This window comes from Butyrivibrio sp. AE3003, from assembly GCF_000686065.1.
Lineage (GTDB): Bacteria > Bacillota > Clostridia > Lachnospirales > Lachnospiraceae > Butyrivibrio > Butyrivibrio hungatei_A.
Window position 1 is genome coordinate 1,739,884 of the sequence record NZ_JMLX01000001.1, and the last position, 19,616, is coordinate 1,759,499.

The 19,616-nt window shown below is 41.5% G+C and carries 24 protein-coding genes; 1 reads left to right on the forward strand and 23 read right to left on the reverse strand.

Annotated features, from left to right (window positions below; genetic code table 11):
• Window positions 1-116: 116 nt before the first annotated feature.
• The 11 genes from CD00_RS0108300 to CD00_RS0108355 form a co-directional block, all read right to left on the reverse strand.
• Window positions 117-1,037, reverse strand: coding sequence for a sensor histidine kinase (locus CD00_RS0108300; RefSeq protein ID WP_242838942.1), 921 nt, complete (start codon window positions 1,035-1,037; stop codon window positions 117-119).
• Complete coding sequence (locus CD00_RS0108305) at window positions 1,027-1,701, reverse strand: response regulator transcription factor (RefSeq protein ID WP_026655559.1); 675 nt, start codon at window positions 1,699-1,701, stop codon at window positions 1,027-1,029. Before CD00_RS0108305 ends, CD00_RS0108300 begins: the two co-directional genes overlap by 11 nt.
• Window positions 1,698-1,955: a hypothetical protein gene (locus tag CD00_RS0108310; RefSeq protein ID WP_026655561.1), complete on the reverse strand. Its 258-nt coding sequence runs from the start codon at window positions 1,953-1,955 to the stop codon at window positions 1,698-1,700. The genes CD00_RS0108305 and CD00_RS0108310 overlap by 4 nt, the downstream gene beginning before the upstream one ends.
• A gap of 175 nt (window positions 1,956-2,130) precedes the next feature.
• Window positions 2,131-3,273: a tyramine oxidase subunit B gene (locus CD00_RS0108320; protein WP_026655562.1), complete on the reverse strand. Its 1,143-nt coding sequence runs from the start codon at window positions 3,271-3,273 to the stop codon at window positions 2,131-2,133.
• The gene (locus CD00_RS17735) at window positions 3,270-4,709 is read right to left on the reverse strand and encodes an APC family permease (protein WP_051594130.1); all 1,440 of its coding nucleotides are present in this window, start codon (window positions 4,707-4,709) and stop codon (window positions 3,270-3,272) included. The genes CD00_RS0108320 and CD00_RS17735 overlap by 4 nt, the downstream gene beginning before the upstream one ends.
• 19 nt (window positions 4,710-4,728) lie before the next feature.
• On the reverse strand, window positions 4,729-5,106 hold the full coding sequence (locus CD00_RS0108330) for a P-II family nitrogen regulator (RefSeq protein WP_081670574.1): 378 nt from the start codon (window positions 5,104-5,106) through the stop codon (window positions 4,729-4,731).
• A gap of 23 nt (window positions 5,107-5,129) precedes the next feature.
• Complete coding sequence (locus CD00_RS0108335) at window positions 5,130-6,272, reverse strand: NAD(P)/FAD-dependent oxidoreductase (RefSeq protein WP_330365429.1); 1,143 nt, start codon at window positions 6,270-6,272, stop codon at window positions 5,130-5,132.
• Between the two features lie 3 nt (window positions 6,273-6,275).
• Window positions 6,276-6,596 (reverse strand): (2Fe-2S)-binding protein, encoded by a 321-nt coding sequence (locus tag CD00_RS0108340; protein ID WP_026515551.1) that lies wholly within the window; start codon window positions 6,594-6,596, stop codon window positions 6,276-6,278.
• 23 nt (window positions 6,597-6,619) lie between these two features.
• Window positions 6,620-8,197 (reverse strand): FAD-dependent oxidoreductase, encoded by a 1,578-nt coding sequence (locus CD00_RS0108345; protein ID WP_026655563.1) that lies wholly within the window; start codon window positions 8,195-8,197, stop codon window positions 6,620-6,622.
• 13 nt (window positions 8,198-8,210) lie between these two features.
• Window positions 8,211-8,525: a (2Fe-2S)-binding protein gene (locus CD00_RS0108350; protein ID WP_026655564.1), complete on the reverse strand. Its 315-nt coding sequence runs from the start codon at window positions 8,523-8,525 to the stop codon at window positions 8,211-8,213.
• 12 nt (window positions 8,526-8,537) lie between these two features.
• Window positions 8,538-8,924 (reverse strand): Rid family hydrolase, encoded by a 387-nt coding sequence (locus CD00_RS0108355; protein ID WP_330365430.1) that lies wholly within the window; start codon window positions 8,922-8,924, stop codon window positions 8,538-8,540.
• Between the two features lie 373 nt (window positions 8,925-9,297).
• Here CD00_RS0108355 and CD00_RS0108360 point away from each other — a divergent pair, with 373 nt between their 5' ends.
• Window positions 9,298-10,185 (forward strand): LysR family transcriptional regulator, encoded by an 888-nt coding sequence (locus CD00_RS0108360; RefSeq protein ID WP_026655566.1) that lies wholly within the window; start codon window positions 9,298-9,300, stop codon window positions 10,183-10,185.
• 57 nt (window positions 10,186-10,242) lie between these two features.
• Here the strand turns inward: CD00_RS0108360 and CD00_RS0108365 are convergent, their stop codons facing one another.
• The 12 genes from CD00_RS0108365 to CD00_RS0108415 all read right to left on the reverse strand — a co-directional run bounded on the left by CD00_RS0108365 (window position 10,243) and on the right by CD00_RS0108415 (window position 19,571).
• On the reverse strand, window positions 10,243-10,833 hold the full coding sequence (locus tag CD00_RS0108365) for an HD domain-containing protein (RefSeq protein ID WP_026655568.1): 591 nt from the start codon (window positions 10,831-10,833) through the stop codon (window positions 10,243-10,245).
• A gap of 149 nt (window positions 10,834-10,982) precedes the next feature.
• Entirely contained in the window at window positions 10,983-11,321 is a 339-nt protein-coding gene (locus tag CD00_RS0108370) for a DUF3784 domain-containing protein (protein ID WP_242838943.1), read from the reverse strand.
• Window positions 11,322-11,658: 337 nt separating this feature from the next.
• On the reverse strand, window positions 11,659-11,817 hold the full coding sequence (locus CD00_RS20155) for a hypothetical protein (RefSeq protein ID WP_185750416.1): 159 nt from the start codon (window positions 11,815-11,817) through the stop codon (window positions 11,659-11,661).
• A 127-nt stretch (window positions 11,818-11,944) separates the two neighbouring features.
• Window positions 11,945-12,475: a GNAT family N-acetyltransferase gene (locus CD00_RS0108380; RefSeq protein ID WP_081811874.1), complete on the reverse strand. Its 531-nt coding sequence runs from the start codon at window positions 12,473-12,475 to the stop codon at window positions 11,945-11,947.
• Window positions 12,476-13,130: 655 nt separating this feature from the next.
• On the reverse strand, window positions 13,131-13,565 hold the full coding sequence (locus CD00_RS0108385) for a helix-turn-helix domain-containing protein (protein WP_026655571.1): 435 nt from the start codon (window positions 13,563-13,565) through the stop codon (window positions 13,131-13,133).
• 10 nt (window positions 13,566-13,575) lie between these two features.
• Window positions 13,576-13,878 carry a hypothetical protein gene (locus tag CD00_RS19825; protein ID WP_081811875.1) on the reverse strand — a complete coding sequence of 101 codons (303 nt, stop codon included), beginning with the start codon at window positions 13,876-13,878 and terminating at the stop codon, window positions 13,576-13,578.
• Between the two features lie 19 nt (window positions 13,879-13,897).
• A complete protein-coding gene (locus tag CD00_RS17745) occupies window positions 13,898-14,644 on the reverse strand; it encodes an acyltransferase family protein (RefSeq protein ID WP_081811876.1) in 747 nt (248 codons plus the stop codon).
• 125 nt (window positions 14,645-14,769) lie between these two features.
• Complete coding sequence (locus CD00_RS0108395) at window positions 14,770-16,161, reverse strand: FtsW/RodA/SpoVE family cell cycle protein (protein WP_026655572.1); 1,392 nt, start codon at window positions 16,159-16,161, stop codon at window positions 14,770-14,772.
• 57 nt (window positions 16,162-16,218) lie between these two features.
• Complete coding sequence (locus tag CD00_RS0108400) at window positions 16,219-16,551, reverse strand: PadR family transcriptional regulator (RefSeq protein ID WP_026655574.1); 333 nt, start codon at window positions 16,549-16,551, stop codon at window positions 16,219-16,221.
• Between the two features lie 129 nt (window positions 16,552-16,680).
• Window positions 16,681-17,538, reverse strand: coding sequence for an AAA family ATPase (locus CD00_RS0108405; RefSeq protein ID WP_034462426.1), 858 nt, complete (start codon window positions 17,536-17,538; stop codon window positions 16,681-16,683).
• Window positions 17,539-17,736: 198 nt separating this feature from the next.
• Window positions 17,737-18,363, reverse strand: a complete 627-nt coding sequence (locus CD00_RS0108410; RefSeq protein ID WP_026655576.1) for a methylated-DNA--[protein]-cysteine S-methyltransferase — start codon at window positions 18,361-18,363, stop codon at window positions 17,737-17,739.
• A 179-nt stretch (window positions 18,364-18,542) separates the two neighbouring features.
• Window positions 18,543-19,571, reverse strand: coding sequence for an NAD-dependent epimerase/dehydratase family protein (locus tag CD00_RS0108415; RefSeq protein ID WP_026655577.1), 1,029 nt, complete (start codon window positions 19,569-19,571; stop codon window positions 18,543-18,545).
• Window positions 19,572-19,616 lie beyond the last annotated feature (45 nt).

Genomic DNA, 19,616 nt, shown 5'->3' on the forward strand with positions numbered 1-19,616 from the left:
GCATGTACGCATTTGTGACTTTTGAAACCTTTATCATGATATCAAAAAGGGAAATGCAATACCCTTTCTTTGGCTTACATTTCCCGCTGCTAATCTTACATTTATGTAATGTTTCTTCAAATATACTTAGAATCTGCCGCATTTACCGCTTCTTTGCGGACCGTGATTATGACATCGCTTCCCTTGCCAAGCTCTGACTCTATGCGTATGCCGTGCCCAAGCTTATTGCACACGCCTTTGCAAAGATACAGACCGATTCCGCTTGCCTTCTTATCCACACGGCCATTGTAGCCTGTATAGCCCTTTTCAAACACTCTCGGAAGGTCCTCGCTCTTTATTCCAACGCCGCTGTCGCTTACAACAATCTCTTTTCCCTCATCCGTATCACGGGAAAAGATCTTGATGCCGCCCTCCTTGGTATATTTGAGTGCGTTTGACAATACCTGCTCGAGGACAAAAGAAAACCACTTATCGTCAGTAAGTATCTCGCAGTCAAGGTTATCAAGTTCTACGGAAAGATGCTGACAGATAAAGACTGTCGAAAACTTTTTCACGGTCTGCCTTACAAGCGGCTCAAGACTGCACTTCTCAAGGAGAAGGTCGCCCGACATCTCTTCGAACCTCAGGTAATTAAGCGCCATCTCCACGTAAGTTTCTATTTTAAAGAGCTCGCTCTTACATTCGTACGTGTTTGGATCGGCATCCTCAAAAAGGAGCTTGAGCGCCGCAATGGGAGTCTTTATCTGATGTGCCCAGAGTGCAAAGAAATCCTCTTTTTCCCTGAGCTTCTCCCACATAACCTTGTCTGATCCATCTTCGCTTTCATTATTATATTCCGGAATCTGAGCTCTGTTATGTATGGAATTATTATTTATAAAAGCGGCAATTACCGTAATTATCAGCATAAAAGATATCACATAAAAGATAAACTCACTCTCAATGTGATACAGAGCACTTACAGCCCAGAAAATAAGTATAAATACTGCATTTGCCGTAAGGTATATTCGGTTATTTTTCCAAAATCCGTTATTCCCCAACAATGTAGCCTAGCCCTCTCTTAGTTGTGATGAATCCATATTCACCCGCTGCTTCGAGCTTCTTGCGGATTCTTGTGATATTGACGGTCAGAGTGTTGTCATCAACAAACTCTTCCGCGCCCCAAAGTCTCTCCATTATGCTCTCTCTCGATACGACTTTGCCCGGCTGTTCCATGAGTGTCTTTAAGATCAGATACTCGTTCTTTGTAAGCTCAAGCCTGCTATTTCCTGCTGTAACGGAAGTATCATCAAGGTTGAGGCGCACATTTTTTACCTCAAGCTCATGTACCGAAATGCTCTCTCCGTAGCTCCTTCTAAGAACTGCCTGAATCTTGGCTGTAAGAACCTGGAGATCGAAGGGCTTTGATATAAAGTCGTCGGCTCCCATATTCATAGCCATCACGATGTTCATATTCTCATCGGCAGATGATACGAATACGATAGGGACCTGCGAAACCTTCCTGATCTCACCGCACCAGTAGAATCCGTTGTAGGCAGGAAGCTTTAAGTCCATAAGCACAATGTCCGGCTTAAATTCCTCAAATTCTGCCATGATATTCTGAAAATCCTCTGCTGCCTTTGCTTTCATCTGCCAGGTCTCAAGGTGTTTTGCCACCTGACTTGCTATTATCTCATCATCCTCAACGATAAAAACTTTTTTCATAATTCTTTTTTCCTTCTCATGAACATTAGATATCCAAAGCACAATACTATCTGAACTATCGTAGAACAAGGCGTTGCGAGTCCGATACGAAACAGAGTTACGGGCTCTATCTTACTCATAATAAATGAGAACGGAACACGGATCGCAAATGCGCCTAGGATTCCCTGCAAAAACAGAGCCATCAGAACGGGGCCTGCAAATTTTAAAAGGGGTGCTACTATTTTCCCTTCGGTAAAATCAATATTCTTTTCCATATTTATCCTTATCTTTGTATATAAAATCTAAACTCAAAACACATATATTATATTTAATTGCCACAGGCGATTCAACAAACGCGCAGTTCACATTTACGGAAAAAAGAGCCATCCCTGTAAATAGGATGACTCTTCGTGTACCGGATTATTTTGTTATTTATTATTGCAATTATTATCAGAAAAGATAAGGCTGCTCCCACAAGTTAAGCTTTGTTCCGATACCGAGTTCAAGTGCCTTTTCATAGCACTTTTTGCCCCAGGCAACGTCCTCTACAGGCATTCCGCCTACAGAATAGATAATAACCTCATCGTCCGATTTTCTTCCTTCTTCCTTTCCTGCAAGGATAGCTCCGAGGTTTATAATCTTGTCTTTGGAGAGCTTGCCGTCGTGAACAAGGTCAAGCCACAGACAACCGGGAATATAGATTTGGTTGTATGTCGGGTAAGGATATTCCTCTGCCCAGGCTTCATAGAGCTTAATGTTGTCACATACAAGTTTTGCTTTGCCGCTGCAGATATATTCATCGGAGAAGTCGCAGGAACCGGGAACGCAGAACAGTGCACCAGGCTTGATCCACTCTTCTTCTACGAAAGGATACTGACTTCTGTCCATGCCCATTGATGTTGAAGTCGCAAAGCTGAGGATATCAGAATCTCTTACGCACTCCTCAAGAGTATCCACTACTTTGATCGTTGTGAACTGAGGCAGGTGTTCTTTTACAAAAGCTATACATCTGTCAATCGAAGCTTTGCCCCTACCTTTTATCTTGAGTGTATCAAGTGTGGGGCGTAACGCCGCGAATGTCTCTATAGCCGTGATGTTGATAACGCCGGGACCTACAATTCCAAGTACTTTGGCATCCTTGACCGCAAGGTTTTTTACACCTGCTCCGGGAATACCGGATGTACGATAGGCTGAGAGAAGGTTTGCAGACATAAGAGACAACGGAGCGCCGGTATCCTTGTCATTAAGCATTACCATAAGGATAGACCTCGGAAGTCCTTTTTCTCTGTTCTCAACGTTTGAGCCATACCACTTCATTCCTGCCATGGCCGTCTCACCGCCTACATAAGCCGGCATCGCCATGAATCTTCTGTCGGGGCCGCTCTTTGGCATGTTGGGGAAAATAGGATTGTCAGGGAAAGTAATCATTGTTCCGTGAGAGTTTCCGTTTTCTCCACCCATCAGATAATCTCCTTTGTCGAGAGTTATCAGAAGTTCCTCCATACATGATGTACAACTTACCACATCATTAACACCTGCCTTGATCATGTCAGGCTCACTTAAATATAAAAGATCTAATTTTGTATCACTCATACTGCTTTCCTCCTATTTGCCTTTTTATCTATTTCATCAAGTCCTTTACGGCTATGAAATCTAAAGTACAATTCGTTCTCCATCGCCATTACTTCCTTTACCGGATATGGCTTAAAGAGCGGTCTGTTTATCTTGAATCTGACCCATGTGAATGAATAAACCGCAAGCGCCGCCATGGTTATCAGCACAACTCTGTAAAGTGAGAGCTTTACATCCCACGAAGGGTCAATGTTGTAGATCATATATGCAGATCCTGCAATTCCAAGGATCGGAACGAGATATCCGCAGGGCGTCTTAAAGTTTCTGGGCGCCGCGGGGAGTCTTTTTCTCAAAAGAATTACGTTTATATTTGAAACAATGTAGCTTATAAGCCAAAGCACCGCCAAAACCGAGATCATATATGAGATGGAATCGGTCGATGATAGGCCGGTTATATTAAGTACCAGGAATATCGCAGCCTCCAAAAGGATCCCTACATAAGGAGCGCCCTTTGAATTTTTCTTTTGAAAAAATTCGGGAAGAAGACCAATCTTGGACATTCCCATAAGAATATATGCAAGTGAGCCCATTATCGTATTTACGGAACTAACTGCTGCCAAAAGCGTAATGATCAGCATCCAGTATCTTCCCATCGGTCCCAAAAGAGCCATTCCGTACAGCATCTGCGGTGTCGTGCTTCCCGTCATATCTTCCCATTCGGTGTAATTCTTAAATCCGAGTGTCAAAAATGTCTGCATCGCCAAAATGATCAGCATACTGAGCACCATTCCGAGTGGAATATCTCTTTTTGCATTCTTACAACTCTTGTTAAGAGGGATTACATATTCACCTCCGACAAAAAGGAAAAATGCAAGTCCGCACAATCCGGTGACACTCTTAAAATCTGTTGCAAGGGCCGCGGGCTGTTCGATAACCTCTCCTGTTCCGATTCCAAGAGCTCCGAGAACACCCATTGCAGCCAGTGAAAAGATAAGTGCATAGGCCACAAAATCCTGAACCTTGATAAATACATCAACGCCGTTTAAATTCGTAATTGCCAAAAAAGCTATAAGCACCAGCGAGAACACCCATGCCGGAAGTCCCAGTCCCGCGAACATCTCCGCAAAAGTATTTCCGAAAACAGCTCCTTCAACGGATCCCGCAAGCGAGTTGCAGAGAAGATATCCGCCCACCATACAGATGATGGTGATAAAAGGTCCGACACATGCCAGCGAAAACTGTGCAAGTCCGCCCGTTAAATCGGGCATCATTGAGTTTAATTCGGCAATTGACAACAAAGTAAATATGTTTACACAACACGCGATTATCATAGTTATTATGAAAGGAGTTCCTATGCTGCCCGCACCAATGCCAAGGGTTAAAAGACAACTTGATGCCACCACGAGTCCTACTCCCGTTGCTATGACACTACCCAAACCAATCTTTTTATCATTCATAGGCAACAAGCCTCCTTTCTCAATCGAGTGCACCCTCTTTAAGTGCATCCATTCCTTCTTCACCGGTCCTTACCCTTACCGCATTCGTGACCGGGGTAACAAAAATCTTTCCGTCACCTATGTGACCTGTGTAAAGTGATTTCTCCACAAAATCCAAAAAGCCGTCAACTTCTCTTGAAGGGAGCACAACCATCACAACCTGCTTGGACAAAAGTTGAGGTGTTGTATTTTTTTCTGCTTCATATTCCTGTGTTCCAAGCTGGACACCGCATCCTTTGGCTTCGTAAATAGTCATTCCGGTAATACCGAACTTACCGAAGTTCTTTGTAAGCTCTGCAACCTTGGCTTCTTTTGTGATAATCTCAACTTTTGATAATTCTTCGATCGCAACTTTCATAACGTGTGCCTCCTTTTTACTACTTATATTTTGGCTTTGAATCTACCGTATCGTAGTCCCGATATATCCACTGCCGTCTTTCCTTCATCTATAAGCATTGCCAGCTGCTCTCCGACAGCCGGTGCTATTCCAAATCCATGTCCCGAAAAGGCACATGCTACAACGAGCCCCGGAACTTCATCGACAAATCCAAGTACCGGTACGCCGTCCTGACAGATATCAAGGTATCCTGCCCAGGTTCTTACGATCTTGGCATCCTCAAGTGCTGGGAAGTATTTCATGATTCCTCTGCATATGCACGGCGCCGTTATCGCCGCATTACTCGGTGAATTTACAGGTCCGCAGTCTTTGTTGTTAAGCTCAAGTCCCGACATTCCGCCAAATACGAATGATCCGTGATCTGCCTGATGTCCGTAGAAATCCGCCTCTGCTGTACCGAGCATCTGATTGAACATATGAGGTTCAGCCTCGGTCACAAGGCACTCACACAGTTCCTTGTGCATCGGAACGTCAACTCCTATCGTTCCGAGAATTTCTCTTGATTCGTAACCTGCAGCTACAACTACGAACTCTCCTTCATATTCGTTTTCTTTTGTATAAACTTTGCGAAGGCGTCCTTTAACTTTTCTTAGTCTCTCAACCTTTTCACCTGTGATAAATCTAACGCCCATCTCTCTTGCCTTTTTGTAAAAAGCAAGTGTTGTGACCATCGGGTTTGCATGTCCGTCTGTCGGACACCAGCTTGCTCCTATAACTTCGTCCGAAAGGTAAGGATTGATCTCTTTTACCTCATCAGAATCGATCATTCTGACATCAAGTCCGCAAGCTACCGCTCTATCTGTAAGTCCCTGCAAGATTTTGAGGTGCTCGGGTGTCTTGCCGAGACGAAGATTTCCTTCTTTGTGATATTCACAGTTAACTCCGAGCTCTTCCGAAAGTGTCGGCCACAGCTCTTTTATTCCGTACATCGCAAGCGGAAGTTCCCTTGGGTCTCTTCCTGACTGTCTTACACCACCGCCGTTTCTGGATGAGCCACCGTTACCGATATTATCGCTCCCCTCAAGAACAATTACGCTTTTTCCACGTTTACTCAGATAATAACTAATGGCACAACCGATGATTCCGGCACCGACAATTACTACATCCGCTTTATTTTCCATTACCATAGCCTATACCTCCTCTGTGCCAAATATTCTCATTTCTGTAGGACGCATCGGAGATCTTGCAGTTGCAGGCTCAAGCTCTGCAGGAGATACACCAAGTTCTCTCGCAACAATACCTTTTACAAGTCTGGAGCAGGTCTGTCCCTGGCAAAGTCCCATTCCCGTTCGCAAATATCTTCTTATTTCCGTGAGCGTCCACATACCGTCATGTACGGCTTTTCTGATCTCACCTTTTGTAATTTCCTCACATCTGCAGATAAGCATGTCGTCATCCGGCTGTGCGATGAATTCACCTATATCTATTGATCTGTCAACTACAGTATTCATAACGATCGCTCCTTTTCACTTCTTTAACTACATTTGAAAAACCTTGCTTTCATCGCATATTCCTTCGGAACCTTCATGGTAAGAAGGTTTGTATGATCGAATGCTCCGACGCTCTTTACGGAAACAACTTCCGCCTCACAGAGCTTCTCGCCTTTTCTTGAAAGTCCGAATCCGACCGTTCCGACTTCGGGAAGCGGGAAGAATTCATATGGAAGAGTTACGGTTGCGCTTCCGTCGCCGCAATCTTCGTTTACCAGGAATATTGCCTGTCCCGAGCAGCTTGCTACGCACATTCCGCAGTTGATACATTTGCTTCCGTCCTTAACAAAAGGAAGGTATGTGATATTCTTTCCTGTTGAGATACAGCCTTTTTTGCATGCATCCTGACACGGGTTGCATGGGATATTCTGTGTACATTCGATCACAGGATGAACTCCCGACTTATGAACGACACCGGGGAATCTCTCGATCTCATCGTCTTTTACATATCCTTTTTTAAGAAGGTTCTTGGATATCTCGATTCCTTCTTCGGTGCTCTCTATGAGTTTTCCTCTGTTCTTTGGAGCAAACATCCCCTGTCTCAGGCTGTTTAGGTCCGCATCGAATACTTTAAGGAGACTGTCTTTTTCTTCCTCATCGATATATCCGAGGTACTCAGCAACGCACACACCTGCCATTTTTCCTTCGATCATGGCCGATGAAGCTTCCTCGATTCCGGATACGTCACCTGCCGCAAATATGCCGGAAACGGATGTCTCACCATATTCATCAACGATAGGCACCTGACCTCCGCGCTTTGGATTATCTTCCATAACACAACCTGCCATCTTAAGAAGCTGTGACATGGGCGATAAGCCAACCGCCATGCAGACTGTATCGACTTCGAAGAACTTCTCGGTATCCGGTATCGGTGCAAAATGATCGTCGACCTCTGTAATGGTTACGCCTGTAACACAATCTTCTCCGTGAACCTGCTTGATTGTGTGTGAGAGGTAGAAAGGAACTCCCGTCCTTGAAACCTTTGATGCGTGAACTCCGTATCCGCCTATTCTCGGAGCTGCATCAACAATAGCAACCACTTCGCATCCTGCCTGTAACAGCTGGAAAGAAACTACAAGTCCTACGTTTCCTGAACCAAGCATCAGGATCTTTTTTCCGGGCTGTATGCCGTGCAGGTTCATCATTGTCTGCGCCGCACCGGCTCCGATAACTCCGGGTAATGTCCATCCGGGGAAAGTAACCATGTTCTCGGATGCTCCGGTTGCGATTATCACCGTGTCACCCTTAAAGTGATGTATCTCATCATTGATCCTTACATTTACTTCTTTGTCGGGATATAATCCAACGACCGTTGCGTTAAGAACAACTTCTACGCCAAGCTCGTCCGCTTCTTTCAAAAGTTCTTCGCCGATCTTATATCCTCTTATCTTGGCGTGATGCTCTTTTGATCCGAAAAATTTATGAATCTGCTTAAAGAGCTGTCCGCCCGGTTTATCATTCTCATCGAATACGACTACCTTAAGTCCTTTCTTGGCTGCCTCAATAGCTGCTGAAAGTCCTGCCGGACCGGCGCCGACGATTATAACCTCATATCTTTTCATAGAACGTTACCTCCTACATGCCTACTGCTTTGACTCCGTCCTGCGTGTTGACTACCATTCCTTCTTTCAAAGGTGTTACACAGGTTCTGATATTTGGCTTCCCGTCCACTACCATTACGCAGTCGGTACATCTTCCTATTGCACAAAAGAGACCTCTTGGTTTGTGTTCGTTCTTTGTGTACCTGTGGATCATCACTCCGTTTGCCTTCAGTGCTATCGCGATCGGCTCATTCTCAAAGCCTTTCATCTTCTGACCGTCAAAGGTAAATTCGACTTCTTTGCCTTTTTCTTTTTTCCCTAAAATAGGATGTTCCGATATTCTAGACATTCCCTTTTCCTCCTATTCTGAAAGCATTGCTTCAATTTCTATTTCTACAAACTGTGTAGGTCTGTTAAGTTTTGAGATCTCAACCATTGTGTTTAGCGGCTTTATATCGTGGAAGAACTCTGAATATGCTTCGCATATGCGTGCCCCCTGCGATATATCCGTCGTATAAATGAAAACCGAAAATACATCTTTGGCAGAGGCATTTGCCTGCTCTAACAGTTTGATCTGTTTTTCGAGTACGTATTTGGTCTGCTCGTAAGCATCTTCGCCGTAAACGGTTCCGTCAGGCTGAACAGATGTGGTTCCGCCGATTTTTATGTACGGTCCTATTTTTACCATTCTGGAATATCCAACCTTTTCCTCAAGCGGAGCTCCCGAGCTGTAATTTGTTCTTTCCATTTTCATATTTTTGCCCTGCCTTTCGTAAATTCTTAGTTTGTAATAAACAATCTCAACCGGACTATACACCAAAAGGGCGCTCACACTTTTTTGTGTGAACGCCCTTGTTCTTGCTGCGGTATGTGTTGCTTTTCGTATGTTATATCATTAAAATCCGCTCTTGCAAAACAGAAAAAGGATTTAGCTGTTAAACCAAATTGTTTAGGTAGAGTTAATATTTTGACTTTTGGAGCCGCTTGATATATCATATAAATCAAATTTGCAAAGGCGCACGTTTTTTAGAACGCGCGCCTTTTTTGTACTAATTTTTATTTGATCGGTAATTATATGTATTGGTACATTGTGTAACGCAGTGCACCGCAGGGGGAATACAATGAATCAGCGCCAGTTACAATATTTTTTGGAAGTATACTCGCAGAACAGCATCACCAAGGCTGCGAACAATCTTTTTGTCACTCCACAGGGACTTAGTAAGACCATTTCAACTCTTGAAAAAGAGCTGGGTGTGCAATTGTTCAAACATAAAAGCAACAGGATCCTGCCGACCGCAGAAGCTGCGCGACTTGCAATCCACGCTAAATATATAATAGATGAATATGATGTGATAACAAACAGGCTTTTTCATGAAAAATCTGCCGTAAAGACTGTTACAATATACTGTTCTTACGATGTTCCGCAGCTTATATCAGCATCTTTTTTCAGAGAGTTTAATAAAGACTTTCCGAACATAAGGATAAATATAAAAGAATATCCCGATGACTATGCTCTTAAAAAAGTTGAAAATAATGAAGTTGAACTGGCCATACTTCCCGGCCCGTTCAACCCTCACAAAATTTCTTATACTCATTTGTGTACGGAATCTTTTTGTCTTGTTGTAAGTAAAACGCATCCTTTGGCGCAATATGATTCCGTTCCTTTTGCAAAAATTGCAAACGAATCGCTTGTTATCAAGGACTCTTCGTCCTTTACAAGCATCAATCAGATTTATACTTTTCTCGGTTCAAAAAACGCACCAAGTATTATTCTTGAAACTTCCGATGTTCATCTCATCCATCAGATGGCTGAGGATTCTAAGATCGTGGGTATCAGTCTCATGTATCTTGCCCGCAAAATCCGCTCAGACAAGCTTAAAGTCATTCCTTTTGACGAGGATTGGCTCTCCAAGAAACTGTTCATTATCCACAACAAGAATAACATTCTCAGCAATGAGGCGCTGCTGTTTGAGGAAGCTATCACAAAATTCTTCAGATCAGGTAACTGATGTGATCACAGGATCTTTTTCAACCCGGATGTCCTGATATCTGTAGATTGATTCATACTACACAGTCTGGGAGGTTTCTGAATAATATTCTTCAAGAAACCCATGCATAAATTCATGTCTCTTTTGCGCCATATCAATTGCAGCATCAGTATTCAATTCATCCTTTAAAAGGAGGATCTTATCGTAAAAATGCTTTATGGAATCTGACAATGGTCTTCCAACTTTCCCACCATAGGCAAATGTTCTGGCAATCCCTATAGCTCCGATAGCATCAAGTCTGTCGGCGTCCTGAACAATCATCCCCTCCAGTGTTTCAGGTCTTTTTCCTCTGTTGTGACTAAAAGACACAGAATTGATTGTTCTGCAAACCTCTTCTATCGTTTCTAATGTCAAGCCCTTTTGTTCCATAAATGACCTGGCATTCAAATTGTGTTCTGTATTGAAAAGCTTATGATCATCAGCGTCATGTAGTAATGCCGCCAGCAAAGAAACAAAGCTATCTGCGCCGGAATACTTTTCCAAAATCATCTGCGTATTGTGATATACACGCATCGTGTGATCTGCTCCATGACCATCCGAGTTTCCTGCAAACAGCTCTTTAACATAATCGATTGCATCACTGATTATCGTATCTTGTCCCGTTACCATGATTTATCTCCATTTATAATAAGGATTCTATTTACCTCACCAGCGCAACAAAACTGGAAGTTATCGACAAGCCCATCTTCTTGAACTAGCGTTCAAGAAGCATCCCTCGCTCTAAAGAGCTCAGTCAACTGGAAATTGTCTATAATTAATCATTTCAGCAAATACTTTTCAAATGCTTTATGGGCATCTATATGGGTATCTTTAAAAAACAAAAAACACCAAATAATGAAAGTTGGAATAGCCATATATGGTGATAAAACATATGAAAGAACTGTCCCTCCCAGCATTAAAGCTGACCATATAAAGCATTGATTTCTTATATCACGGGAAATAGCTGCTCTATCATACATAGCCTGTTCTTCATCCGAAAAAGTATTAAATCCTGCAACAAATTTAGTTGCCTTTTCTTTGAATATTCCAAATAACAATCCTACTATTGCAAATGGCATAACCAATACTCCACACATATAGGCTCCAATATTCATCATATCCTCCCTACAAATTCCGATTTGTTGCTCTCTTTTTTAACCTGAGCATATAAAAAGAACTTTTTCAATCATTTTATATGTGTTTGGTTGAATCTAAATATTTGCCAGGCATATAAATCCTGACTATCCCTAGCATTTTATATGTATTTTTGCATTAACTCCACGGTCAAACAACATATAAAACACTCTCCAGCATCAATATTTATATGCTTTTGTCATAGAAAATGCCAGGAAAAAGCATATAAAATTGAACATTTTAAATCTTTTATAGCTAGAAAGCTCAAGATTTCTAAGCCATCCTTCATCATCGCCCCAAAGCCTCATCAGCTTTGATTTTTTAAACAAATTCCTTTGCGTAATAATGTATGCAAAGCCAATTTTCAAAAGTCTCACCTGTAAGTCCGGCAAACTTCTTGCCTGCTTCGTTCTCACAAAAAATACCAATCGGAACATTCTCTGATTGCTCGCGATTACTAAGGTTATACTCCTTTAGCATTTCTAATATATTCCTAAAATATCAAGCTCATCTCCGTCTTTGGTAATTCTAAATTTCATGTCGTCATTCTTTTGCATTAGTTGCCTCTACTATCTCCTATCATCTTTAGTCCTCTATAAACCTGAAGTCATACGACTGTAGCCTCTCCACGAAAGATTACAGATACATGAGTAATCTTGTTTTCTGGATCTGGGTATTCCTTCTCGAAATGCATCCCTATAGATTCTGCAGTCTTATAAGAACCGACATTTGTATATTTGCAATATGAATAGAGTGCAGGATAATCCGTGTTAGCAAATGCCCAGTCTCGTACAGCAGCTGCTGCCTCCTTAGCATAGCCTTTACGCTGATGATCTGCGCGAATGTGATAACCAATCTCAGGGAGCATCTCACCTTCAATATTCTGAAGTGTCAATCCACAGTCACCAATCATATCCCTGGTATCTTTCAAACATACAGCCCACAGTCCAAAACCGTTATCACGATATCGGTTCATATTTCTTTCGATCCAATCGCTGACTCTTTTCTCGTCAAAAGTATATGGATAATGCAGCATGATGTCTCTATCAGCAAGGACTTTATATAATGCATCAAAATCATCAATGTTCATTTCCCTAAGAAACAATCTGTCTGTTTCCAATATAATTCGTTGTTCCATTTATGTCCCTCCTATTGTAGCCAAATTATTCTTCAAACACCGATTTGCATATATAAGCCTTACGCTATAACCAATAATTTAAAGTATACATATTCCCGCTATTCTCTTCAATTATAGATAAAAGAACCCCCCCGGATAAAATCTGGATTTTTAAATCTGCCCCTATCACAACTATTACGTATTTAGGCAGTATGTTTCCAGCTTCATAATCTGCCCAAAATGGCTCACTTCCAATTTTGGGCAGACATTTTCTGCATCTTTTGCCTGCCTATATCTCAAAGCTACTAAATATAGGCAGACATTTTAATGCAAATCTGTCTGCCCCAAATACCGAAAACCTCTATCTAGGCAGATATTTCCCTTCAAAAACATCTGCCTAGATCCAGCTTTCTTAGCATAGAGGCAGGCAAAATCAAATATAGCTCGTATTGGTTCGATGCCCCAGTCCCATAAATCAATTTAAGTAATAAAAAAGCAGGCAAAGAAAAAATCTTTGTCTGCTTTGACGTCCATGTTTTGAAATTATAATAGATAAATTGCCTTGCATTTGGCTAAACTTATCTTGCTAAAGATATTAACACTCTATGGATTAATTTTGCAATGTATTTTATACAAAAATTTATTATTTTATTTGTTTTTTCTACAAACAATTATTCTATGCCTTATCTGAAGCATTTCGTGCACTCTTAATAAGATCAAGGAGCCCTTTTTCTTTGATAATGGCTATTCCCTCGCCTTCGCTTCCGAGTACGATAAGGTTGTCACCGGGATTTATGTCAAAAATCTTTCTGGCTTTCGCAGGAATCACAATCTGCCCCTTATCTCCCACTTTCACCATTCCAAATATATGCTTTCCCTTTGGCGGAACTTCTAATCCCATATTCTCTGTTTTTTCTTTGTCATAATTAAGAAGATCGTCGATACTTACAGAAAAAACATTGGCGATATTACTGCACTTTTCAATATCGGGAAGTGATTCTCCCGTTTCATATTTTGACAACGTCTGCCTTGATACTCCAATCTTTTCCGCAAGTTCTTCCTGCGACATATTATATAGTTTTCTAAGTTCTACAAGGTTATCTTTAAACATAAACTCCCCTTTACTTTTTAGCGCTGATTCCAAGTACCGCCCACCTAAAGAACGGAATCCTTGAAATAATCGCATATAATCCGTATCCGCCCGCAAAACCTGCAATAAGGCTTAGGATATATGCTGCCAAAGGCGAGATCAACCCCGCTTTTGCCGGGAAAAGGGCTACAGCTGAAATGCCCAGATAATGAAAAACATACAAACCGAAACTATGCGTGCTCATCCATTTGGTAAACTTCGTTTCGCTGTCAAAAAATCTTGCAAATCCGCCAAGTATGGCAAGACATGCAAAGTAGCTGTAAAACAAGAACAAAGGTGACCTGTTTACGGGCTTATCCGCATAATTCCGGCCAAAGTATTTTATACAAAACGCCGCACCAAGCGCTATAGCTACAGGGCAAAAGAGCCCAAACCATTTTTTTTAATATATCAATCACTTCGTCATGAGAAAAAACAAAATATCCCATAATGAAAGCTGTAAAATAAAGACCGAATCTGTAAACGCAGATAATAGGTGTGTTCAGTATCTGTCCCGCTCCGTAAAAGGCTAATGATAAAAGAATAAGCGCCGGAAGATTTGTCTTTTTACCTGTGTTCAGAAGACGGTTCTTTTCAATCTTTCTGATAAGAATAAGTACCATGGAAAAGAGCCACAACACCTGAATATACCAAAGCACTCCGATTCCCGATGCAAGCATTATCAGGTACTTGATAACCGCTGGAATATCCATGCTTCCCGCATCACCGAATGACATGTTGATATAGCCTTGAATAAACTGAAACGCAACAAGGCCTATCGTGCATGGAACAAGGAGCTTTGTTGTTCTGCTTCCAATAAACTCTTTGTCCGTATGCCTATCCAGATAAAGCTTCGCGCTTATACCTGACACAATGAACAGGATTGCCATGAACCACGGGAAAACGATGTACATATACACGTCATAATACTGCACCTCAAGGCTCGTAATCTTGCCAAGAGTCCCAGGGATGCCCTCACTGTTATACATGTAGAGAACATGAAAAAAAACAACCAATACAACTGTAACCCATCTGATGTTGTCCAAGTATGATTTCCTCATATTTATCCCACCTTTGCTAAATATTTTAACATTATATTAGATCCGGTAAATATGAAAAACCACCAACTTTTGTTGTCAAAAATTGATGGTTTGTGTTAAGGATAGTTGCAGAAGTTTTATTCTGATTATGCCAATAATGTGGTTACGGGCTCTTTTTCCACTCGGATGTCCTGGTATCTGTAAATTGACATGACAAGGCCGAGGAGGATGTAGCCGGCCATGATATCGTTGACGCCGAGACTGAAAAATGGAAGTGTAGTCGCCGCCAGCGGAAGAAAGCCGAATACGATCATAATGTTTGAAACAATCTGTACTGCTATTACAATACCACAACTGCATCCAACTATAGATCCGAGACTGTTTTTCTGCTTTATGGAAATACTGAATACGTAAACCGCAAGAGCGATCAAGCTGATTATTATCACTGCAACAGCCAATTTACCACATGTTGCGGCTATTGTAGCCAGTATGTAATCAGCCAATGACTCCGACATGTTTTGTGCGACCTCAATCGCGCTTTCGCTTTTTCCTATGAAACGGCTTCTTAGAAAAATATTATCCAGGCATCTATTAATATAATTCATATACTCCACGTCAGTTGTATCAACACTGCCGAAAGTCAGTCCATAATGCAAAAGCCATATCTTTAAACGCATCTTTTGATAATCACTTGAATTCATAATACGCAGAATAAACAATGCCAAACTCGCAGCAAAGCCAATTCCCATTCCGGTCAATACTTTTAGATTATTAACTCTGTACCAGTTCTTATTAAGTGCAATCATAAAAAGTATACTCTCTGAAAACAGCATAAATATTGCAAAAGGCAATGTTATGTCACCGTATATCCTTGCTGAAACCACAGGTGCAATCATCCATAAAAAGATCTTGAACAGTGCGTCGACACCCTTGTTTCTATAGTCATACAATATTCCCGCAAACATAGGTAAATACATTAAAAACAAAGCCCGTGATGAAAAAGTCAAACCACGGATACAAAGAAACCATGTAACTCCATTAATATGCCATCCAAAAAAATAAAAGGAAACTGTCATCAATATCAAAAACACTGCAGCGATCTTACAGCTTCTTCCTGCAAGAATTGTATAATCCAAGCGATAAACTATTACCATCACTACCAAACCCAATAAAACAGTAAATATTTTCCCAAATAAAAAAGGTCTGACATAGTCACCATTTGTAATATTACCTGAATTCATCGCGAAATACATAGGATACATCACTCCCACACTGAGAATGCTTATGTAAATAACATACAGCAAAAACTTCCATTCCAAACGAGGTCTGTGTATGCGGTCAAGATCAACTCCCACGCTCACGGGATCGCCCATCTCTTTCACCGCCTGCAATACCGCACTATCATGATCCATGCCATTCTTTTGTAAACCTTCGGCGCGATCCTCGATATGCGCCTTTAATTCATTACTTGCAAATTCTCTTGCTGTCTTATCACGGATCTGGTTCTTAATTTCAGCCAAGTACTCTTCAATTCCCATTATGTCTGTCTCCTCTCTAGCTAAGTACAATGTCTCATTGCTTTTATCAATGCGACATCACACCGATAGTGCAAGTACATTTGCAACCGCCGCAGTATACGTGTCCCATTCTTCAAGTTTGCTTTTCAGAAACTTTTTTCCCTCACCTGTTATGGAGTAATATTTTCTTACTTTTCCATAGCCGGCTTTCTCATACGACACGAGATATTTCTTTGATTCCAGCGAATGCAAAAGAGGATAAAGCGTACCGACCTTAAGTTCAAAGACATTTTGCGATCTCTCGCTAAGTGTCTCGATCATTTCATATCCGTACATGTCTTTTTCCGAAAGCAATTTGAGCAACATCGTGCCCATGCTTCCGGATAATAACGTCTTATCTATAGTATTCATCGCAGCATTCCTCCTATATCGATTATCAATGTATATCGATAGTCAATATTCTATATCGATATTCGATATAAGTCAATATACTGCATCTGTTTGCTTTTATTGAATTGCTTCTTTTGAAAAAATTACTGATTATCTGAATTCATCCCTATGTTTATCAAAGAACCCGAAATAAGTCCTCACTCCTTCGAGCTCCGTCCACTTCTTAATATCAACAGGTCTTTCATCCAGGTCATAGATTCTCGCACCCTTTAGTGCAAGCAAAAACGGTGAATGAGTCGCAATGATAAACTGGCAACCAAAAAACCTCGCCGAGTTCTGAATGAATTCCAACAATTCAAACTGCCTCTGAGGAGAAAGTGAGTTTTCAGGCTCGTCCAGCAAATACAAACCGTTGTCTTTGATCTTCTCAGCAAAGTATTGCAAAGCGCTTTCACCGTTGCTGTGTGTAATGACATTTTTACCGATTGTTTCCCTTACATATCTCGATTGAGTCTTTGAGCGGGCATCTACTATTTTTTTGAGCTGCTCATAATCATCCAGCGATTGCATCCGGAATGTGGAATTCTTATTCTCAATCCACTCATCAAAAACCCGTTCTCTCTTGCGGTCCACGCCCTCATTAAGCGCACGCAGATTGAGCATGAAATCAAACACATCATCGCTTGTGATCATTCTAATCTCTTCGGGCTTTTCTCCGGGAGTCATCTCAAACGAGCACATTTTCAGATAATCACCAAAAAAGCTGGTCTTATTAAACAGTGTATCCCGCTTAGCCCCTATTTTTTCCGCCATCAGATTAAGCGCCGTGCTTTTTCCGGAGCCGTTGTTTCCGTACAAAATCGTTATTTCCGAAAAAGATAAAGACTCCAGCATATTTTCGGCAAACACGCCAAATGGGTAGAAAGAGCTGTAGCATGTTCTTTCTATGTAGTTTACAAATTGTTCTTCCGCGTTAATTCCGGGGAACTTAAATGAATCAATGTACATCCGGTTTATGTTATGCCTTTCTTTTATTGTGCCATTCTTGTTATGCCTCTTTATATTATGCACGGATATATATGTTCCGCACGCCTGCTATTTGTTTTGTTTTCTAAATGCTATTTATATCTTTGATCCCAGAGAGTATCTTAAAAGAAACCTGCCCATTTCTATCAATTTATCCGGTTATTTCGGTAATGCTGTCTATCAGTATTTGAACCGATACTTTTCAAGATTCACCTTACCTTCGGAAACCTCAACTCCCTCACTCTCCAGTATCTGTGCCTGTTTCCACGCTCCGCCGAATGCATATTCTCCGGCAAGTTCGCCCTTGGCATTAACAACGCGGTGACAGGAAATCGTACTTGGATTGGGATTTTTATGAAGCGCATTACCAACAGCCCTTGCCATCTTCCTGTCGCCGGCCATTTCCGCAACGTCTGCATATGTTGCAACTTTCCCTTTAGGAATCTTCTTTACCGCTTCATATATTCTTTTTGTCGGAGAGTCCGTAACAAGATCGTAGCTCTCAGCAATCATCCTCTTTATGACATCATCTGGAATTGAGCCATCAAGAACAATCGTGTTCCAATGCTCCTTGTTCTGATGATATGCGGGAAGTACTGATTTATATGTCTTTCGCCAAAGGTCGCGCCACTGCGGATCAACCTTGAGATTTAAATTGATATAGCCGTCCTTTTCATATGTCCACAAAAAGGCTTTCTTCGACTTTTTTACCCGTACAAGCTGCCAATTTGTATCACGAAACGGCGCCTCCCTGTAGGTGTCCGGAAAAGACAGACCGTAGTTTAGGGCTTCTTCTCTTGTTTTCATAGGTATCTCCTTTTTGACACTTTGATGTGCTTATTCTGATGAGATAGTGCGATTTTCTGCTTTCTGCACCGTATAAATTCATTGAAGCTGTTCTGTGCGGTGCAGATTATTGTTTTCGCACCGTACAGGTTCAATCTGTAATCGGATAAACAGCTCTTATATGCTGCCTTGTAGACCGTTTACTCTAAAACTTTTTTCTTTGCATCTTCCAATGCACTTATCACCTTGTCACAGAACTTGTCAAAATCCGGGTCTTCTTCATATTCTCCGGGATGCGAAAGAACATGATCAAGGGCCATACGGACACCCTTATGGAATGGAATATTAGTGGTCATCTGAGGTACGATCCTTTTTAGCTTGGCATTGTCAAATACCACAGATACTGCCTTGTCTCCGAGAAGTTCTCCTCTAAAGTCATAGCCGTATTTTTCACCCACATCAGCAAGAAACTCAGATGAAACGTGGTATGCTTTAAGTTCTACAGAAAGGGCATCTGCAATAGTCTTATATATCTGATCCCATGTAAGGATCTCATCTCCTGTTATCTGAAAAGACTCTCCAATAGCATGTCTGTTTCCCATAAGTCCTGTAAAGCCTATGGCAAAATCCCTGTTAAATGTTACAGCCCACAAGGAAGAGCCATCGCCCTGGATGATAACGGGCTTTCCTTCCAGCATCCTCTTTATCACCTGGTAAAAGCCCTTCTTGCCATGAACCCCCAGCGGAATATGCCTCTCGTCATAGGTATGACTTGGCCTTACTATTGTTACCGGAAATCCATTTTCACGGTACTTACGTAAAAGAAATTCCTCACAAGCTATCTTGTTCCTTGAGTATTCCCAGTAAGGATTTGCAAGTGTTGTCCCCTCTGTTATCACATAGGATGCGGCCGGTTTATGATAGGCAGAGGCTGAACTTATGAAAATATACTGATTTGTTTTCCCCTCAAAGAGTCTGTAATCACGCTCAACTGCACTGACATCAAAAGCAATAAAATCACTGACAACGTCAAATGTCATTCCATCAAGTTTCTTTTTCACATCCTCTTCATCATTTATATCTGCAATTATCTGTTTAACAGTCCCGGGAACTTCACTCATTCTATTTCCTCTGTTAAGAAGATACAGTTCCCACTGAGGATCCTCAGCAAGCCTTCTTACTATTCCCATACTTATTGTTCCGGTTCCGCCAATGAATAGTGCTTTCATCTCCTGCCCTCCTTTTACACTTTTATGTGGATTACATCTATTTTT